16 protein-coding genes are annotated in these 17,468 nt (G+C 59.9%); 5 read left to right on the top strand and 11 right to left on the bottom strand.

All coding sequences use genetic code 11. The features are described 5' to 3' along the window. The first annotated feature begins 38 nt into the window (after window positions 1-38). Entirely contained in the window at window positions 39-1,268 is a 1,230-nt protein-coding gene (locus ACM6IN_RS15585) for a nucleoside recognition domain-containing protein (protein ID WP_007911793.1), read from the top strand. Window positions 1,269-1,386: 118 nt separating this feature from the next. Here the strand turns inward: ACM6IN_RS15585 and ACM6IN_RS15590 are convergent, their stop codons facing one another. From ACM6IN_RS15590 to ACM6IN_RS15630, 9 genes are all read right to left on the bottom strand, one after another. Then, a complete protein-coding gene (locus ACM6IN_RS15590; protein WP_007911794.1) occupies window positions 1,387-2,013 on the bottom strand; it encodes an ABC-type transport auxiliary lipoprotein family protein in 627 nt (208 codons plus the stop codon). After that, window positions 2,010-2,948 (bottom strand): MlaD family protein, encoded by a 939-nt coding sequence (locus tag ACM6IN_RS15595; RefSeq protein WP_016986431.1) that lies wholly within the window; start codon window positions 2,946-2,948, stop codon window positions 2,010-2,012. Before ACM6IN_RS15595 ends, ACM6IN_RS15590 begins: the two co-directional genes overlap by 4 nt. Before the next feature lies 1 nt (window position 2,949). After that, entirely contained in the window at window positions 2,950-3,753 is an 804-nt protein-coding gene (locus tag ACM6IN_RS15600; protein ID WP_007911797.1) for an ABC transporter ATP-binding protein, read from the bottom strand. Further along, complete coding sequence (locus ACM6IN_RS15605) at window positions 3,750-4,898, bottom strand: ABC transporter permease (protein ID WP_034152225.1); 1,149 nt, start codon at window positions 4,896-4,898, stop codon at window positions 3,750-3,752. The genes ACM6IN_RS15600 and ACM6IN_RS15605 overlap by 4 nt, the downstream gene beginning before the upstream one ends. Before the next feature lie 54 nt (window positions 4,899-4,952). Beyond that, on the bottom strand, window positions 4,953-5,981 hold the full coding sequence (locus ACM6IN_RS15610; RefSeq protein ID WP_007911799.1) for a DUF5924 family protein: 1,029 nt from the start codon (window positions 5,979-5,981) through the stop codon (window positions 4,953-4,955). 184 nt (window positions 5,982-6,165) lie between these two features. After that, window positions 6,166-7,545 (bottom strand): M16 family metallopeptidase, encoded by a 1,380-nt coding sequence (locus ACM6IN_RS15615; RefSeq protein ID WP_123376021.1) that lies wholly within the window; start codon window positions 7,543-7,545, stop codon window positions 6,166-6,168. 169 nt (window positions 7,546-7,714) lie between these two features. After that, entirely contained in the window at window positions 7,715-9,373 is a 1,659-nt protein-coding gene (locus ACM6IN_RS15620; RefSeq protein ID WP_007911815.1) for a Na/Pi cotransporter family protein, read from the bottom strand. A 310-nt stretch (window positions 9,374-9,683) separates the two neighbouring features. Beyond that, entirely contained in the window at window positions 9,684-10,451 is a 768-nt protein-coding gene (locus ACM6IN_RS15625; RefSeq protein ID WP_007911817.1) for a TerC family protein, read from the bottom strand. Window positions 10,452-10,536: 85 nt separating this feature from the next. Next, window positions 10,537-11,844, bottom strand: a complete 1,308-nt coding sequence (locus ACM6IN_RS15630) for a CitMHS family transporter (RefSeq protein WP_007911819.1) — start codon at window positions 11,842-11,844, stop codon at window positions 10,537-10,539. 323 nt (window positions 11,845-12,167) lie between these two features. On the opposite strand from ACM6IN_RS15630, the gene ACM6IN_RS15635 reads away from it, so the two are divergent. Then, a complete protein-coding gene (locus tag ACM6IN_RS15635; protein WP_414916319.1) occupies window positions 12,168-12,569 on the top strand; it encodes a GFA family protein in 402 nt (133 codons plus the stop codon). On the opposite strand, the gene ACM6IN_RS15640 is transcribed toward ACM6IN_RS15635, so the two are convergent. Next, window positions 12,570-12,896: a DOPA 4,5-dioxygenase family protein gene (locus ACM6IN_RS15640; protein ID WP_007911836.1), complete on the bottom strand. Its 327-nt coding sequence runs from the start codon at window positions 12,894-12,896 to the stop codon at window positions 12,570-12,572. Between the two features lie 83 nt (window positions 12,897-12,979). Between ACM6IN_RS15640 and ACM6IN_RS15645 the strand changes: the two genes are divergently transcribed. After that, a complete protein-coding gene (locus tag ACM6IN_RS15645; protein WP_414916320.1) occupies window positions 12,980-13,645 on the top strand; it encodes an NAD(P)-dependent oxidoreductase in 666 nt (221 codons plus the stop codon). Window positions 13,646-13,725: 80 nt separating this feature from the next. On the opposite strand, the gene ACM6IN_RS15650 is transcribed toward ACM6IN_RS15645, so the two are convergent. Further along, complete coding sequence (locus tag ACM6IN_RS15650; RefSeq protein WP_007911840.1) at window positions 13,726-14,676, bottom strand: choline sulfate utilization transcriptional regulator; 951 nt, start codon at window positions 14,674-14,676, stop codon at window positions 13,726-13,728. 114 nt (window positions 14,677-14,790) lie between these two features. Between ACM6IN_RS15650 and betC the strand changes: the two genes are divergently transcribed. Both betC and choX read left to right on the top strand, forming a co-directional pair. Next, complete coding sequence (gene betC, locus ACM6IN_RS15655; protein WP_414916321.1) at window positions 14,791-16,305, top strand: choline-sulfatase; 1,515 nt, start codon at window positions 14,791-14,793, stop codon at window positions 16,303-16,305. 16 nt (window positions 16,306-16,321) lie between these two features. Further along, on the top strand, window positions 16,322-17,242 hold the full coding sequence (choX, locus tag ACM6IN_RS15660; protein ID WP_095113118.1) for a choline ABC transporter substrate-binding protein: 921 nt from the start codon (window positions 16,322-16,324) through the stop codon (window positions 17,240-17,242). Window positions 17,243-17,468 lie beyond the last annotated feature (226 nt).

Raw genomic sequence — 17,468 nt, forward strand, 5'->3', positions numbered from 1 at the left:
CCGCTATCATTCGCCGCATTCTTCGGGGGATTTGACTGATGCTTAATGGCCTGTGGCTTGGCTTCTTCATCGTGGCAGCCGTATCGGCGCTGGCGCAGTGGCTGATCGGCGGTAACGCCGGGATCTTTGCGGCGATGGTGGAAAGCATTTTCGCCATGGCCAAGCTCTCGGTCGAAGTCATGGTGCTGCTGTTCGGCACCCTCACCCTGTGGCTGGGCTTCCTGCGCATTGCCGAGAAGGCCGGGATCGTCGAGTGGCTGGCGAAAGTGCTCGGCCCGCTGTTTCTGCGGCTGATGCCGGAAGTCCCGGCCGGTCACCCTGCCCTTGGCCTGATCACCCTGAACTTCGCCGCCAACGGTCTCGGCCTCGACAACGCGGCCACGCCGATCGGCCTGAAAGCCATGAAGGCGCTGCAGGAGCTCAATCCCAGTGCCACCATCGCCAGTAACGCGCAAATCCTCTTCCTGGTGCTCAACGCCTCTTCCCTGACCCTGCTGCCGGTAACGATCTTCATGTACCGCGCCCAGCAAGGCGCACCCGACCCGACGCTGGTGTTCCTGCCAATTCTGCTGGCGACCAGCTGCTCGACGATTGTCGGCTTCCTCTCGGTGGCGTTCATGCAGCGTTTGCGGATCTGGGATCCGGTGGTGTTGGCTTATTTGATTCCGGGCGCGCTGATTCTCGGTGGATTCATGGCGCTGTTGGGTACTCTTTCAGCTACGGCCTTGGCGGGATTGTCGTCGATCCTCGGCAATCTCACGCTGTTTGGGTTGATCATGCTGTTTTTGCTGATCGGCGCGTTGAAGAAGGTCAAGGTCTACGAGGCGTTTGTTGAGGGCGCCAAAGAAGGCTTCGACGTAGCGAAGAACCTGCTGCCCTATCTGGTCGCGATGCTCTGTGCGGTCGGCGTGCTGCGCGCCTCCGGGGCACTGGACTTTGGTCTGGACGGCATTCGGCATCTCGTCGAGTGGGCCGGTTGGGACACGCGGTTTGTCGATGCGCTGCCGACGGCGATGGTCAAACCGTTCTCCGGCAGTGCGGCGCGGGCGATGTTGATCGAGACGATGAAAACGTCCGGTGTCGACAGCTTCCCGGCGCTGGTCGCGGCGACGATTCAGGGCAGTACCGAAACCACGTTCTATGTGCTGGCGGTGTATTTCGGTGCGGTGGGGATTCAACGCGCGCGGCATGCGGTGGGGTGTGCGTTGTTGGCGGAGTTTGCCGGTGTCGTGGGTGCGATTTTCGTCTGCTACTGGTTCTTCGGCTGAACAAATATCCAAACTGTAGGAGTGAGCCTGCTCGCGATAGCTGGGTGACAGTCACTGATGATGGTGGCTTATAGACCGCTATCGCGAGCAGGCTCACTCCTACATGGATTGTGGTGAATCAGGGCTTTGGGGGAGCGAGTTTCTGGCCTTGCTCTACGGCCCAGGCGACTACTTTGGCGGTGAGACGATCACTGGCCTGACCAAACCCGGCGACCACCGCCGGCACCTGCACATCGTTCAATGGCTGACGCTCCTCAAACCGCCGACTGGCCAGAATCCGCTGGTCATAACCGCGCACCAGCAACGCATCAACCCGCACCACTACGCTGGCCTGGGTGCCCTGATACTCGGTCTGAAACGCCTGCAAACTCCCGCCCAATTCCAGATCCGCCGCAAAGTTGCTGTCATCGGTACTCAGCAACGTCACCCGGCCATCACGCGCAAAGCCGTCGAGCAAACGATTACGCACCAGCACCGGTGCCGGATCGCTCCAGCGCGAGCCTTTGTAGCTGCTGATCACGTCACCCTGCGGAATCACCGCAATCGTCGGCCGGTTCAACGCTTCACTGGCCTGCAGCTTGTTCAACCGCAGCGACCACGACTGAGTCGCCGCCGAACGGGCCGAGGCGGGCGCCTGGGCAGTCGGCAGGCGATAGACATCCGACGGCTCGGACTCGGGCAGAATCGAACAGGCGCTGATCAAGGAAAAACCGGCAGCGAAGAGGGCGAGGCGAGTCAGCTTCATGGCGTGAATTCCTTGTTCTTGTCACGGCCCAGCAGGTAACCGCTGGGGTTGGCCTCAAGGCGTTGGGAAATAGCTCGCAGCGAGGTCAGCGTCTCACGCAGTTCGCGGATCGCCGGCGCCAGGCCATTGAGGCCCTGCATGCCGTTGTCGAGGGAGTTTTCGTTTTTGCTGAGCAAGGTGCTGATGGTGGTGGTGCTTTGTTCCAGCGACTTCATCGCTTGCTCGGCGCTGCCCAATGCTTGCTTGCCTTGATCGTTGATCAGGCCGTTAGCGTTGCGCATCAGCAGCGAGGTCTGTTCGAGCATGCTGCCAGCCTGTTTGCCGACGGTCGCCAGTTGCTGCATGGCCTGTTTGATGTCACCGCGCTGATCGTTGATCGTCCCGGTGGTTTGCTCCAGATGGGCGAGGGTCTTGCTCACACGCTCGACGTTCTCGGCAGAGAACATCTGATTGGCGTTCTGCAGCAGCGCGGTGATGCCGGTCATCAAATCGTTGGAGTCATTGAGCAAGCGCGAAATAGGCGAGGGCGATGCCACGATGGTCGGCAGATTACCGTCATGCCCACGCAGTTTCGGGCTCTCGGGCGTGCCGCCGCTGAGCTGGATGATCGACGTCCCCGTAATCCCGGCCAGCGCCAGTTTGGCCTGGGTGTCTTCCTTGACCGGTGTGTCACCGGCCAGGCGAATCCGCGCCAGCACCCGCCGCGGATCCTTTGGATCAAGGCGCAGGTTGATCACATCGCCGACCTTGATCCCGCTGTACTGCACCGGGCTGCCCTTGGACAAACCGCTGACCGCTTCGCTGAAGACAATCTCGTAGTCCTTGAACTCGGTATCGACACTGGACTTGGCCAGGAACAGACCGAAGAGCAGGGCGCCTGCCACCACAATCACGGTGAACAGGCCGATCAACACATGATGCGCTCGGGTTTCCATGTCAGACCTCGTTGAGCAATTTGGCGGCGTCCAGCGCCGAGCGGCCGCGCGGGCCGTGGAAGTATTCGTGAATCCACGCGTCGTCGGTTTCCGAGACGACGTCGATGGGACCGGCGACCAAGACCTTTTTCTGCGCCAGCACCGCCACGCGGTCGGTGATGGTGTAGAGCGTGTCGAGGTCGTGGGTCACCAGAAACACGCTGAGGCCGAGCGCATCGCGCAGGGTCAGGATCAATTGATCGAATTGCGCCGCGCCAATCGGATCGAGGCCGGCGGTGGGTTCGTCGAGAAACAGAATGTCCGGATCCAGCGCCAGCGCCCGGGCCAGCGCGGCGCGCTTGATCATGCCGCCGGACAGCGACGCCGGGTATTTGTCCGCTGCCGACAGCGGCAAACCGGCCAGCGCCAGCTTCACGGCGGCCAAGTGCTCGGCGTCGTTGCGGCTCAAGCCGGCGTGTTCGATGAGGGGCAGGGCGACGTTCTCGGTGACGGTCAGCGAGGAGAACAGCGCGCCTTTCTGGAACAACACACCGAAGCGTCGCTCGACCAGCGAGCGCTCATGCTCGGACAGGCTCGGCAGGTTCTTGCCGAACACTTTGACCATGCCTTCGCTGGGCCGGCGCAGACCGACAATGCTGCGCAACAGCACCGATTTGCCGCTGCCGGAGCCGCCGACCACGGCGAGGATTTCGCCCTTGTACAAATCCAGATCGAGGTTCTCGTGCACGCTCTGGCTGCCAAAGCGATTGCACAGGCCGCGGACTTCGATCACCGCCTCCGAGGGCGCGCGGGGTAGACGACTCACCAGCCCATCTCCATGAAGAACAGCGCGGCCACCGCATCGAGCACGATCACCACGAAAATCGATTGCACCACAGCGGAGGTGGTGTGGGCGCCGACCGACTCGGCGCTGCCGCTGACCTTGAAGCCTTCCAGACAACCAATCGCGGCAATGATGAAGGCAAAGATCGGCGCCTTCACCAAGCCTACGAGAAAGTGCTGAACGCCGATGTCCGACTGCAACAGCGTCAGGAACATCGCTGGCGAAATATCCAGCGACACCGCGCAAACCACGCCGCCACCGATGATCCCGCACAGCATGGCGAGAAACGTCAGCATCGGCAGCGCCACCAGCATCGCCAGTACCCGCGGCACGACCAGCAACTCCATCGGGTCGAGGCCGAGGGTGCGGATCGCGTCGATTTCTTCGTTGGCCTTCATCGAGCCGATCTGCGCGGTGAAGGCACTGGCGGTGCGCCCGGCCATCAGGATCGCCGTGAGCAGCACGCCGAATTCACGCAGGAACGAGAACCCGACCAAGTCCACGGTAAAAATCGTCGCGCCGAAACTGGCCAGTACTGTGGCGCCGAGAAACGCCACCACCGCGCCGACCAGAAAGGTCAGCAACGCCACGATCGGCGCGGCGTCGAGGCCGGTCTGTTCGATGTGCGCGATCATCGGCGTGATCCGCCAGCGCTTGGGCCGGAACAGGCTGCGCGCGATGGTTTCCATGATCAGGCCGACGAAGCCGAGCAATTGCAGGGTGTCTTGCCAGACGGTATCGACGGCGCGACCGATGCGCGTGAGCAATTGCACGCTGACGCTGATTTCCGGCTCTTTGATCGGCACGCAGAAATCGGTCATCGAGCAGTACACGGTTTGCAGCAGCGCGCGGTCGGCGGAGGTCAGGGTGCAATCGGGGTGTTCGGCGGATTTGCCCAGGCGTTCGGAGCCGAGCAGTTCGACCAGCAACGAAGCGCCAGCGGTGTCGAGGGCGCCGAGGCTGTTGAGGTCGATCGGGGTGTTGGCATCGTACTGACCGTGGAGCTTTTCGCTCAGTTGCTTGAGCTCGGCGTAATGGGCAAGCGTCCAGTCCCCCGTGACCCGCAGGCGGGCAGGGGTTATCGACGTGTCCAGTTGAGCATTACCGCTGATCGAGCTGCTGGTCATAAGCTCCGTGCTTGTTCGGCCTTTATGCGAACTAACGTAATAGCACGAACCGGATTACTTTTCTTTGATCGCTGTGCTGTCCGTGACTTCGAAACGCAGCACGCCGATCACCTGGCCATCCTCGGTCAACACCCGCACTTGCCACTTGCCCGCCGGGTTGCCGGGGAAGTTCTGCTTGTGCGTCCACGCACGGTAGCCTTCCTTGCGCCCGCCATGGATGTCGAGGGCGATGCGGTCGACCTCTTTGCCGTTGAATTGCCAGACGTGATAAATCCGCTCATCCAGCCCGCGCGGTGCGTTGATCGCGGTGTAGGCATACAGGCCATCGCCGCGAATCTGCTCGGCGCTGACCGTGTCGAGGCTGGCACCTGGGGTGCGGTCCTGCATTTGCGTGCTGATCGCCACGTCGGTCATCCATAGCGTCGCCGGCGGCACCCACGAACGCAGCGCCCAACCCACGCCACCAATGCCGACGGTGATGCACAGGATCGCCAGCGCGTTGCGCAGCGTGCGGATCGGAAAGATCGACGCCAGACTCGGGAACGACAACAGCACGGCAATGCCCAGCGCCCACTTGAAACTCTGCGCCGTGGTCAGGTGCATGATCACCGGCAACGCAGTGAGCAGGGCGGCGAACAGGGTCAGCGTGTGCAGTGCGAGAAACGCCCAGCGCCGGGGCGCCAGCCATTTGTAATAGAGCGGGTCGACGATCGAGATCAACGCGGCGACGCTGAGCAGGCCGGTGAAAAACAGCTGGCCACTGTTCCAGGTCGTGGTGATAAAGAAGAACGGCAGGACGAAAAACAGGCTTTCCTGATGGATCATCTGCGTCGCGTAACGCAGCAGCGGCTGGGGAATCTCGCGTTTGAAGATCCGAGTGAAAAGGCCGGTAAGGGTGTTTTCCAGCATCAGCCAGATCCAACTGAGCAGCATGATCACGGTGATCCAGCTCGCCAGCCCTTGCTGACGATCGACCATGATGAAACTGCCGACCCCGGAGATGAACCCGCCAAGCGCAATGACCCCGGGATAGCGCTTCATCAGTTCGAGAATGCGCTGGATCAGGAGCTGTATTTTTGGCATTTGGGCGGTTCACGACTTGAGGGAAAAAACCTCGACAGAGTAGCGCCCGCCGGGCGTTGTGGCGAGGCTGCCGGTCACTTATTCGGTGCATTTCAGGGCCTCAAAAGATCGCAGCCTTCGGCAACTCCTACATTTGGAACGCAATCCCCTGTAGGAGCTGCCGCAGGCTGCGATCTTTTGATCTTCAACCCCGCTTGCGGTGCAAACGCCAGCCGATCAGGATCAACAACACCAGACCCAACCCACCCGCACTCAACCACAACACCTGATCATCACTGAGCAACGGCTTCTCGATCCGCAGATACCCCGGTTGCAGCAACAACTCGCGCATCGCCTTGTTCGCCGCTTCCAGCGTCACCCCTTGCAGCTCGCGCGCCGGATTGGCAAAGCGTCCGTCCTGGTAATCAGCGAGCGCGCTCCAGTAGTAATCCGCCATCGCGCTGTTGCCCTGCACCGCCCACGCCTGATGGGCGATCGAGGCCTGTTTGATCCGCGCAAAGGTGTCCGGGTCGAGACCGTTTTTCAGTAGGTCGGCCTTGAGGTCTTCCAGCACTTGAATGGCCTCGTCGACATCATCGCGATCGAGATCGGCATTCAGGCTCATAAAGCCGACACCGCCAAACACTTCACGCTCGGCCCATGGCCCGTAAGACAAGCCGTGGTTGAGGCGGATCTGTCGGTACAGCGCCCAGTCGAGGTAATCCTTGAGAATGTCGAAGGTCTGGTCGTACTGATCGTCGATCACCGGCTCCGGCACCAGCCAGTGCAGTTTGGCGCTGTCACCGATAAAGCCACGGGTGAGGGTGCGTTCATGGGCGGCACTGGTACGGATGTCCGGTAGCGGGCGGTGTTCGCTCGGCTCGACCGCTTCGAGTGCGCCCCAGGTGCGTTCCAGATAGGCCGGCAGCAGCTTGTCGAGTTCGCCGACGACGATCAGGGTCATGTTGTTCGGTGCGTACCAGGCCTTGCGAACCTTCTCCAGTTGTTCCTGAGTCAGGTGACCGACCTCGGCGCGCTGCGGGCATTTCAAGCCCAGTTCGACGGCGAGCTGATTGCTCGCGGTGTGGCCGAGATCCTGCCGATCGAGAAAGCGTTGCAGACGCGTGTAATGGCCGCCGTCCTCGCGCTCGACCACACGTTTGGCGGCGTTGATGGCGTTGTCGTCGATGCGCGTTTGCGTAAGCAGAGCGAGCAGCAGGTCGAGCACTTTGCGTTGGTTTTTCGCCGGGGCCTCGATGACAAACGTGGTGTCGGCATTGCTGGTGAACGCGTTCCAGTCACCGCCCAGCGCCTGCATGCGTTCCTCTAAACCGCCTTCGCCGGTCGCATCGATGCCGCTGAAGAGCAGGTGTTCGAGCAGGTGCGGCAACTCCTTTTCGTCACAGTCGAAATCATCGAGGCCGACACCGACCACCAGCCGGATCGCCACGTGCCCGCGCTCGGTGCCGGGTTTGAGCATCAGTTGCAAACCGTTGGGCAGCGCATAGCCTTCGACCTGAAAACGATCCAGGGCAAAGGCGGGCAGGGAACCGAGCAACAGACAGGCGAACAACAGGCAACGCATAACAGGCTTCCGTACGGCTGATTTGGAGATCCGTGTCGTCAGTCAGGCCCCCATCGCGAGCAGGCTCACTCCTGCATTTGGAATGCATCCCCCCTGTAGGAGTGAGCCTGCTCGCGATAGCGGCCTGAAGGCTGAATCAATGTAACTGACTAAACCCAGCCCCAGACGTTCAAGGCGAATGCGTAATGTCGGCAATATCATCCGCCGCCAGCGCCCCGGTATCCGCCGTTTCCAGCACCACATACGCACTGCCGCAAAACAGCGAATTCAAGCGTTTCATGTCGGCAATCAACTCCAGGTGCAGCGAACTGGTCTCGATACTCTGCACGATCTTGCGTTGCAAACGGCTGACATGCGCATGGGCCAGACGCCGTTCCTGAGCGCGGAAACGGCGTTTCTCGCGCAGCAATTGCCGGGCACTTTCGCGGTCACCACTGAGGAACACCGAAAGGCCCAAACGCAGGTTGGAAATCAGTTGCTGCTGCAATCCGGCCAGATCCTCCAGACCTTCTTCGGAAAACGAACGCCGCTGCGAGGTCTTCTGCTGCTGGATCTTGCGCAGCATGCGTTCGATCAGGTCGGCGGCCAGTTTCAGGTTGATTGAAAGCTCGATGATCTCGGCCCAGCGTCGACTGTCCTGCTCGCCGAGGTCTTCGCGGGGCATCTGCGCCAGGTACAACTTGATCGCGCTGTAGAGCGCTTCGACGTCGTCGGTCAATCGGCGCATTTCCTGGGTGACGGCGGTCTGCTTGCCGCGCAGCACATCGAGGGTCGCGTCGAGCATGTTGTCGAGCAGATCGCCCATGCGCAGGGTTTCCCGTGCGGCGTTGGCCAGCGCCAGGCTCGGTGTAACCAGCGCCGTCGCGTCGAGATGGCGCGGTTTGGCGGTGCCGTTGACCTCCGGCCGCTCTGGCAGCAGCCAGGCGCAGAGGCGTGCCATTGGCCCGACGCTTGGCAGCAGAATCAGGCAGCGCGCGGTGTTGTAGAGCAGGTGGAAGCCGATGACCATTTCCTGCGGGCTGAAATCGAGGCTGTCGATCCAGTGCACCAGCGGATCGAGCACCGGGATGATCAGCAGCAGGCCAATGAGTTTGTACAACAGACTGCCCAACGCCACTTGCCGCCCGGCGGCGTTCTGCATGCTGGTGCTCATGAACGCGAGAATGCCGCTGCCGATGTTGGCGCCGATCACCAGACCGATCGCCACTGGCAGGCTGATCACACTGGCCCCGGCCAAGGTCGCCGTGAGCAGTACGGCGGCGAGACTGGAGTAGGAAATCATTGCGAACAGCGCGCCGACCAGGGCATCGAGGAGGATGTCACCGGTCAACGAGGCGAAAATCACCTTAACCCCTTGCGCGTGGGTGATTGGCGCAGCAGCCTCAACGATCAATTGCAGCGCGAGAATGATCAGCCCGAGGCCGATCGACACCCGGCCCATTTGCCCGAGCCGCGTCTGTTTGCGCGACAGAAAGAAAATCACCCCGAGAAAGATCAGCAGCGGCGACAGCCATGACAGGTCAAACGTCAGCACCCGCGCCATCAGCGCGGTACCGACGTCGGCGCCGAGCATGGTCGCCAGCGCCGGGGTCAGCGCCATCAGACCCTGACCCACGAAGGAGGTGACGAGCATGGCCGTGGCATTGCTGCTCTGCACCATGGCGGTAACGACAATGCCGGCAACGAACGCGAGCCAGCGCTTGGACATGTTCTGGCCAATCACATGGCGCAGGTTGGTGCCATACACCCGCAGGATGCCGGTTCTGACGATGTGCGTGCCCCAGATCAGCAGGGCGACGGCGGAAAGCAGATTGAGCAGGGTGAGCATGCAGACCCCCTGTAATAGCAGTGCCTCAGAGAGGCAAGTTGACGGTACCGCGCGGTTTCTACGTTTTTGATACTTAAGCTGTAGTTGGCTAACGGTCTGGGCGCCAGCATTGCACAGCTAAAGTGTCGATTGAAACAAAAGTGTCATGAAAAGCGCCTTCATACACTCCCTTTAAATCAACGCCGTCTCCTGTGGGAGCGAGCCTGCTCGCGAAAGGGGTGGATCAGCCAACATTTCAGTCGACTGACACTCCGTCTTCGCGAGCAGGCTCGCTCCCACAGGGGGTACTGCGTATTGCCGGACTAGCAGATTACTGGCCCGGGATGTCCTTGCGCAGTTTCACCGGATCTTGCTGCTGTCGCTTCTTGGCCATTGCGCCGCGCAGCTTGATGTTGATCGCCTCAACCGCCAGCGAGAACGCCATGGCGAAGTAGACGTAGCCTTTCGGCACATGCACGTCGAACGACTCGGCAATCAGCACGGTACCGACCACCAGCAGGAACGACAGCGCCAGCATCTTCAGCGACGGGTGCTTGTCGATGAACTCGCTGATCTTGCCCGAGGCCAGCATCATCACCAGTACCGCCACAACGATCGCCGCAACCATCACCGGCACGTGGGAAACCATACCCACTGCGGTGATCACCGAATCCAGCGAGAAGACGATGTCGATGATCGCGATCTGGATGATGGTGTAGAGGAAGTTGCCACCCTTGCCACCCGGGGTTTCGTCGCTTTCGTCTTCGCCTTCCAGCGCGTGATACATCTCTTGCGAGCTCTTCCACAGCAGGAACAGACCACCGAAGAACAGAATCAGGTCACGGCCGGAAATGCCCTGACCGAACACTTCGAACAGGTCGGCGGTGAGGCGCATGACCCAGGTGATCGACAGCAGCAACAGGATGCGGGTGATCATGGCCAGGCCAAGACCGAAGATCCGGGTGCGCTGCTGCATGTGTTTCGGCATGCGGCTGACCAGGATCGAAATCATGATGATGTTATCGATGCCGAGGACGATTTCCAGGGCGGTCAGGGTGAAGAAGGCAACCCAGATTTCGGGGTTGGTCAGCCATTCCATGTGTATTCCTTTGAGCGATTGTTAAACCGAAAAAGGTCCGGGCTTCAAACCGCGAAGCCAGGACCCGAAACGGTGAGTCTTGGGCTTATAGAGTGCTGAACACCGGGAAAGTCCCCAACAGCAGTGCAGCAATCAGGATGCAGATACAAACCAGGATCGCCCATTTCAGGGTGAAACGCTGGTGGTCACCAAAATCAATGCCGGCCAAGGCTACCAACAGATACGTCGATGGCACCAACGGGCTCAGCAAGTGGACGGGCTGACCGACGATCGAGGCACGGGCCATTTCCACTGCGGTGATCCCGTAGTGGCTGGCGGCTTCGGCCAACACCGGCAACACGCCATAGTAAAACGCATCGTTGGACATGAAGAAGGTGAACGGCATGCTCACCAGCGCCGTGATCACCGCCAGGTACGGGCCGAGGAAATCCGGGATCACCGCCAACAGGCTCTTCGACATCGCATCGACCATGCCGGTGCCGCTCAGGATACCGGTGAAGATACCCGCCGCAAAGATCAGACCGACCACTGCCAGCACGCTACCGGCGTGAGCGGCGACACGATCCTTCTGCATCTGCAGGCAAGGGTAGTTGACGATCATGGCAATACTGAACGCAACCATGAACAGCACCGGCAATGGCAGCAGGCCGGCGATCAGGGTGCACATCAGGCCGAAAGTCAGGGCGCCGTTGAACCAGATCAGTTTTGGACGGCGGGCATCCGGGAACTGCGACACGCTGATTTCGCTGTGATCGATATCATCGCCAACCAGATGCAGCTCACCCAGACGCGCACGCTCACGTTTACCGTAGAAATAAGCGATAACCAGAATCGCCACCACACCAGCGGCCATGGCCGGAATCATCGGCACGAAAATGTCCGACGGATCGACATGCAGCGCACTCGCCGCACGCGCGGTCGGGCCGCCCCACGGCGTCATGTTCATCACGCCACCGGCGAGGATGATCAGACCGGCCATGATCCGCGGGCTCATGCCGATGCGGCTGTACAGCGGCAGCATGGCGGCCACGCAGATCATATAAGTGGTCGCGCCGTCACCATCGAGGGAAACGACGAGCGCCAGTACGGCGGTGCCGACCGAAACCTTCAGCGGGTCACCCTTGACCAGTTTGAGAATCTTGCGCACGGCCGGGTCAAACAGGCCGGAGTCGATCATCAGGGCGAAATAGAGAATCGCGAACATCAGCATCACGCCAGTCGGCGCGAGCTTGGTGATGCCTTCGAGCATCATCGGGCCGATCTTCGGTGCAAAACCGCCGAACAGGGCGAAGACGATCGGGATGATGATCAGAGCGATCAGCGCGGACAGGCGCTTGGTCATGATCAGGAACATGAACGTGATGACCATGGCGAAGCCAAGGAAAGTCAGCATGGGAATACTCCAGGCGTAGCGCGGCTAGTTAAATGAGCAGATCGGACGGGATCAGCGCAGAACGGGAAGCACGAGACGTACGGGCGGAGTGACAGCGAAAAGGCGGGCTACAGAGGACATCAGAATCACCATTGTTGTTGTTAATTGGGCCGTTCGTGCGAGGTATCACACGCGTTGGCCAACCGGTCTGTTGCCGGAAGTGGAGGCGATCCTAATCGGGGAAGCTTTCAGCTACCTTTCGCTTGAGAAAGCTTTGAATGAACGGTCAACCGGCCGTCGGATGCGAACTAGAGTCAATAAACACGGGAAGGGGAGCTTTCGAGATGAGCGAATTGCACAGCGGCGGCTGCCATTGCGGACACATTCGTTATCAGTTCAGCGGGGCCTTGCAGGATATCGCCCATTGCCATTGTTCGATTTGCCGCCGAGTCAGCGGCGGAATCGTCACGACCTGGATCACCGTGCCGGCAGCGAATTTTCAATGGCTGGCCGGCGTGCCTTCGCGATATGACTCGTCGGCCAGTTGCGCGCGGTTCTTCTGCCCGCACTGCGGCGCGCAACTGGCGCTGGTGACATTACTCAGCCCCGAGAGCATCGACGTGACCATCGCCACCCTTGATCACCCAGAGCAGGCACCCGCCGAGCGACACATCTGGACGGACAGCCAATTGCCCTGGCTGCATCTGGACGAGCATCTGCCAGGCGAGGCAGCAGAAACGATTTGATCAAAAAATAGACAGATCCAGCGTTCGGATCGCACCCATCCAGATCGCGTGCTCCGTATGGTCGAGCAAGTCATCGCCAGTGTCCGGGTGCAGAAACACCACCAAGCCTTTACGGTTCAGCGCCAGCCATGGCAGCACATCGCCAATCAGCTCGGGGCCGAAGGCCAATTGGCAACTCCAGTCCGGATGCGGCCCGACCGGGCGCTCGTGGACGCGGCCCATCTTCAATGAAAACAATTGCGCGGCCTGCTCGCACAAGGCCCGCGCCTGTTCAATGGTGTCGGCGTCAAAATAGACGTGGGCGTGGTAGCCCTTGATCGCTTGCATCGCAAACCCTCGGAAATCGGTTCGAACCCTCGGCGTTGCCCGTATGTCACACGCCATACAAGGAATAAGAAAAGGGATCAGCCATGAAAAATGCCGAAACCCCGGCGGTAAAAGTGGTGCTCTATGGTGCCATGAGTAGCCTGGGCAGCGCGTTGATGGCTGAATTGCTGCGTCGTCAGCACGAAGTCATCGCCATCCTCGACGATTTGACCGCAATCGCGCCGCGTCCTGGATTGCGCACCAAAACGGGCGATTTGTTCGACTCGGAACGGGTCAATCAGAGTGTGGCCGGCAGTTCGGCGGTCATCTGTTTACTGGATGCGCCGGGGTTACCGTTCAGCAGCGATCAGGTTGAACGCTCCGTAGTGCTCGGACCGGTCGAGCAAGTCCTGGCCGTCGACGCACTGGTTGATGGCCTGCAAGCGGCCAATGTGTCGCGGCTGTTTCTGGTGGGCGACTTTGCCGTACTTGATGAGCCGGATGTTGATGATCGCCTGCAACGTCATGCTGCCGAAGAAATTCGCGAAGCCGTGCAAAGCAGCCCGCTGCACTGGACGCTGGTCAATGCACCGCACGGCGTGGCCGGGCTGACCATCGAACATTTCAGTCAAGTCGGCGGCAACCTGGAACCGGGTCTGGCCGAACCGCTGGAGCGGCTGAATCGCGTGGCGGTGGGCATAGCCGATGAGCTAAGGCTGAATTTGCATGTGGGTGAACATGTGAATTTTGTGGCGGCTTCAGATTCGTAAAAGATCGCAGCCTTCGGCAGTTCCTACAGGGGACCGCGTTCCAGATGCAGGAGCTGCCGAAGGCTGCGATCTTTTGATCTTCAAACCGCAATCGAAGGCAATGCCAACCCATTGAGCGATTCAGCGCTACTCGCCTGCTCCACCATCAACCAATCGACAAACTGCTGAATCAGAGTGCCCCGGCGTTTGCGTTGCGGCAGCACCACGTAATAACCCAACCGCGACAGCGTCGTTTCAGCAATCGGCCGGCATAACAAACCCTGACTCAGCAAGTTATCCACAAGGTGCCGCCAGCCAATCGCCACGCCTTGCCCGCCAATCGCCGCTTGAATCAACAGCGTGTAATTGTCGAAGCGCAATTGCCCCGGCGCTGGCGGTGTATTGATACCGAGTTCACGGAACAGACCACTCCAGTCAAACCAGTTGCTGCTGTTTTCCCCGCGCAGGTGCAGCAACGGAAACTCCAGCAACGCCTGAGCAGGCAAGGGCGGGGCGCGGTCCTTGAGCAATTGCGGACTGCACACGGGGAACACTTCTTCGCTGAACAGCCAATGGCTTTCACCCTGTTTAAAGCGCCCATCGCCAAACAGGATCGCCACATCGATATCGGTGCGCAGCATGTTGTGGTTGCGTTCGCTGGTCACGAGGCTGACGTCGACCTGCGGATTGGCTTCGTGAAAGCGATGCAGGCGCGGCATCAGCCAATACGCAGCGAAGGCAAAATCAGTGGCAACCTGCAGGACTTCATGTTGCTGCTGTGCACTGATCGCACTCAATCCTGCATCGATATTCTGCAAACCGAGGTTAACTTGCTCAAACAGTATCGCGCCGACTTCGGTCAGCTCGATGCCACGGTAGATGCGATCAAACAACCGCGTACCAAGTTTTTCTTCCAGCCGTTTGATTTGCTGGCTGATCGCCGGTTGTGTGGTGCCCAGCTCGACCGCCGCCGCGGTAAAACTGCGATGCCTGGCTGCGGCCTCGAAGGCGCGCAGCAGGTCGAGGGACAGATCCCCCAGAGCTTCATACATAAGCTGTGCTTATCCTAGTCATTGTCCGGCGCGGGCTTTACCGAATACAGCATGGACTCCATGCTCGATCGCAGCAATGTCGCATAAATATTCACTATGGAATGCCGCGATCACATGAAGCGCAAGAATATTCTTTTCATCATGGCCGATCAGATGGCCGCGCCAATGTTGCCGATCTACGGCCCGTCGCCAATCAAACTGCCGAATCTTTCCCGCCTCGCCGCCCAAGGCGTGGTGTTCGATGCCGCTTACTGCAACAGCCCGTTATGCGCGCCGTCGCGTTTCACCCTGGTCAGCGGCCAGTTGCCGAGCAAGATTGGCGCCTATGACAACGCGGCGGATTTCCCCGCCGACATTCCGACCTACGCCCACTACCTGCGCCGCCTCGGCTACCGCACCGCGCTGTCGGGCAAGATGCATTTCTGCGGCCCGGACCAGTTGCACGGTTATGAAGAACGCCTGACCAGCGATATCTACCCGGCAGATTACGGTTGGGCCGTGAACTGGGATGAGCCGGACGTGCGGCCGAGTTGGTATCACAATATGTCTTCGGTGCTGCAGGCCGGGCCGTGTGTGCGCACCAACCAGCTCGATTTCGATGAAGAGGTGGTGTTCAAGGCGCAGCAATACCTGTTCGATCACATTCGCGAGGATGGCGATCGCCCGTTCTGCCTGACCGTATCGATGACTCACCCACACGATCCCTACACCATTCCCAAGGCGTTCTGGGATTTGTACAACGATGCCGATATCCCGCTTCCGATCACGCCGGATCAACACGAACTCGATCCGCACTCGCAACGTCTGCTCAAGGTTTACGACCTGTGGGACAAGCCGCTGCCTGTGGATAAGATCCGCGATGCACGCCGGGCCTACTTCGGCGCCTGCAGCTATATCGACGCCAACGTCGGTAAACTTCTGCAAACCCTCGAAGAAACCGGACTAATTGACGACACCGTCATTGTGTTCTCCGGTGACCACGGCGACATGCTCGGCGAGAAAGGCCTCTGGTACAAAATGCACTGGTACGAGATGGCGGCCCGTGTGCCCCTGTTGATAAGTGCCCCAGGCCAGTTCGATGCCGGGCGGGTTAGCGCAGCCGTGTCGACCGCTGACCTGTTGCCGACCTTCGTTGAACTGGCCGGCGGAACGCTGGAACCGGGCTTGCCGCTGGACGGCCGCTCACTGGTTTCACACCTGCAAGGGCAGGGCGGCCATGACCAAGTGTTTGGCGAATACATGGCCGAAGGCACCATCAGCCCGTTGATGATGATCCGTCGCGGCGCCTACAAATTTATCTACAGTGAAAGCGACCCTTGCCTACTCTTCGACGTAAATAACGATCCGCGTGAACTGGAAGAACTCAGCCAATCGCCGCAACATCGCCAGCTTTTCGACGATTTTCTCGCCGAGGCGCGAGCCAAGTGGGACATCCCGGCAATACACCGCGACGTCCTCGCCAGCCAACGCCGTCGCCGATTTGTTGCCGACGCATTAACCATCGGCAAGCTGAAGAGCTGGGATCACCAGCCGCTGGTGGACGCCAGTCAGCAGTACATGCGCAACCACATCGACCTCGATGATCTGGAACGCAAAGCACGTTATCCACAACCCTGCCAAAACCAATAATGTTAAGGGGAAGTCCATGCGCAAGTTATCCACAGTAGTGACGGTTGGCCTGATCGCGTTGAGCAGCACTTCGGCCTTCGCCGAGCAGAGCTGCGACACGGTGAAAATGGCTGATCCGGGCTGGAGCGACATCGCCGCGACCAACGCCATCACCGGGTTTCTGCTGGACGGCATGGGCTACAAGGCTAAGGTCGACACCCTCGCGGTGCCGATTACTTTTGGCGGGTTGAAGGATGGCCAAGTGGATGTGTTCCTCGGCAACTGGATGCCGGCGCAGCAGGGCTTCTACGACAAGTTCGTCGCCACCGGCGATGTCACGCAACTGGCGAAAAACCTCGACGGCACCGAGTTCACCCTGGCTGTACCGGATTACGTGTGGGACGCCGGTGTGCATAACTTTGCCGACCTGAACAAATACGCCGACAAGTTCGAGCGCAAGATCTACGGCATCGGCTCGGGCGCGCCGGCAAACATCTCGCTGCAGGAGATCATCAAGAAGAACGACTTCGACATGGGCCAGTGGAAGCTGATCGAGTCCAGTGAACAGGCGATGCTGGCGGAAGTGTCGCGGGCGGTGAAGAAACAGAAATTCGTCACCTTCCTCGGCTGGACGCCGCACCCGATGAACGTGCAGCTGAAAATGCATTACCTGAAGGGTGGCGAGAAATACTTTGGCGAGACTGGCAGCGTGTTTACGTTGACGCGCAAGGGCTACGCCGAGGCGTGTCCGAATGTGGGTAAATTGCTGACCAATCTTTCGTTCACTCAGGAGATGGAGAACAGCATCATGGCTGAGGTGGTGAACAAGAAGGTCACTAATGCCGAGGCGGCGAAGGCGTGGATCAAGGCGAATCCGGCGGTGCTGGACAAGTGGCTGGATGGGGTGAAGACCGTCGATGGCAAGGATGCGTTGGTGGCGGTGAAGGCGAAGCTCTGATCGTGGGGTTGCTGGAATTTTGCTTGGCTTGAGATTTTTTCCCCCTCACCCCAGCCCTCTCCCCCAGAGGGGGCGAGGGGGAAAGGGAGCCGATATTTGTTGCATTCAAAACTTGCGTTCAACTTTGAAATCGCAGGTTGATGAATCTCTGACAGACACCTCGGTCAGTCCCCTCTCCCTCTGGGAGAGGGCTAGGGTGAGGGGCCTTTCCCTGACACCCTGATAA

Origin of the sequence: Pseudomonas sp. IT-P395 (assembly GCF_949767675.1) — a bacterium.
GTDB lineage: Bacteria > Pseudomonadota > Gammaproteobacteria > Pseudomonadales > Pseudomonadaceae > Aquipseudomonas.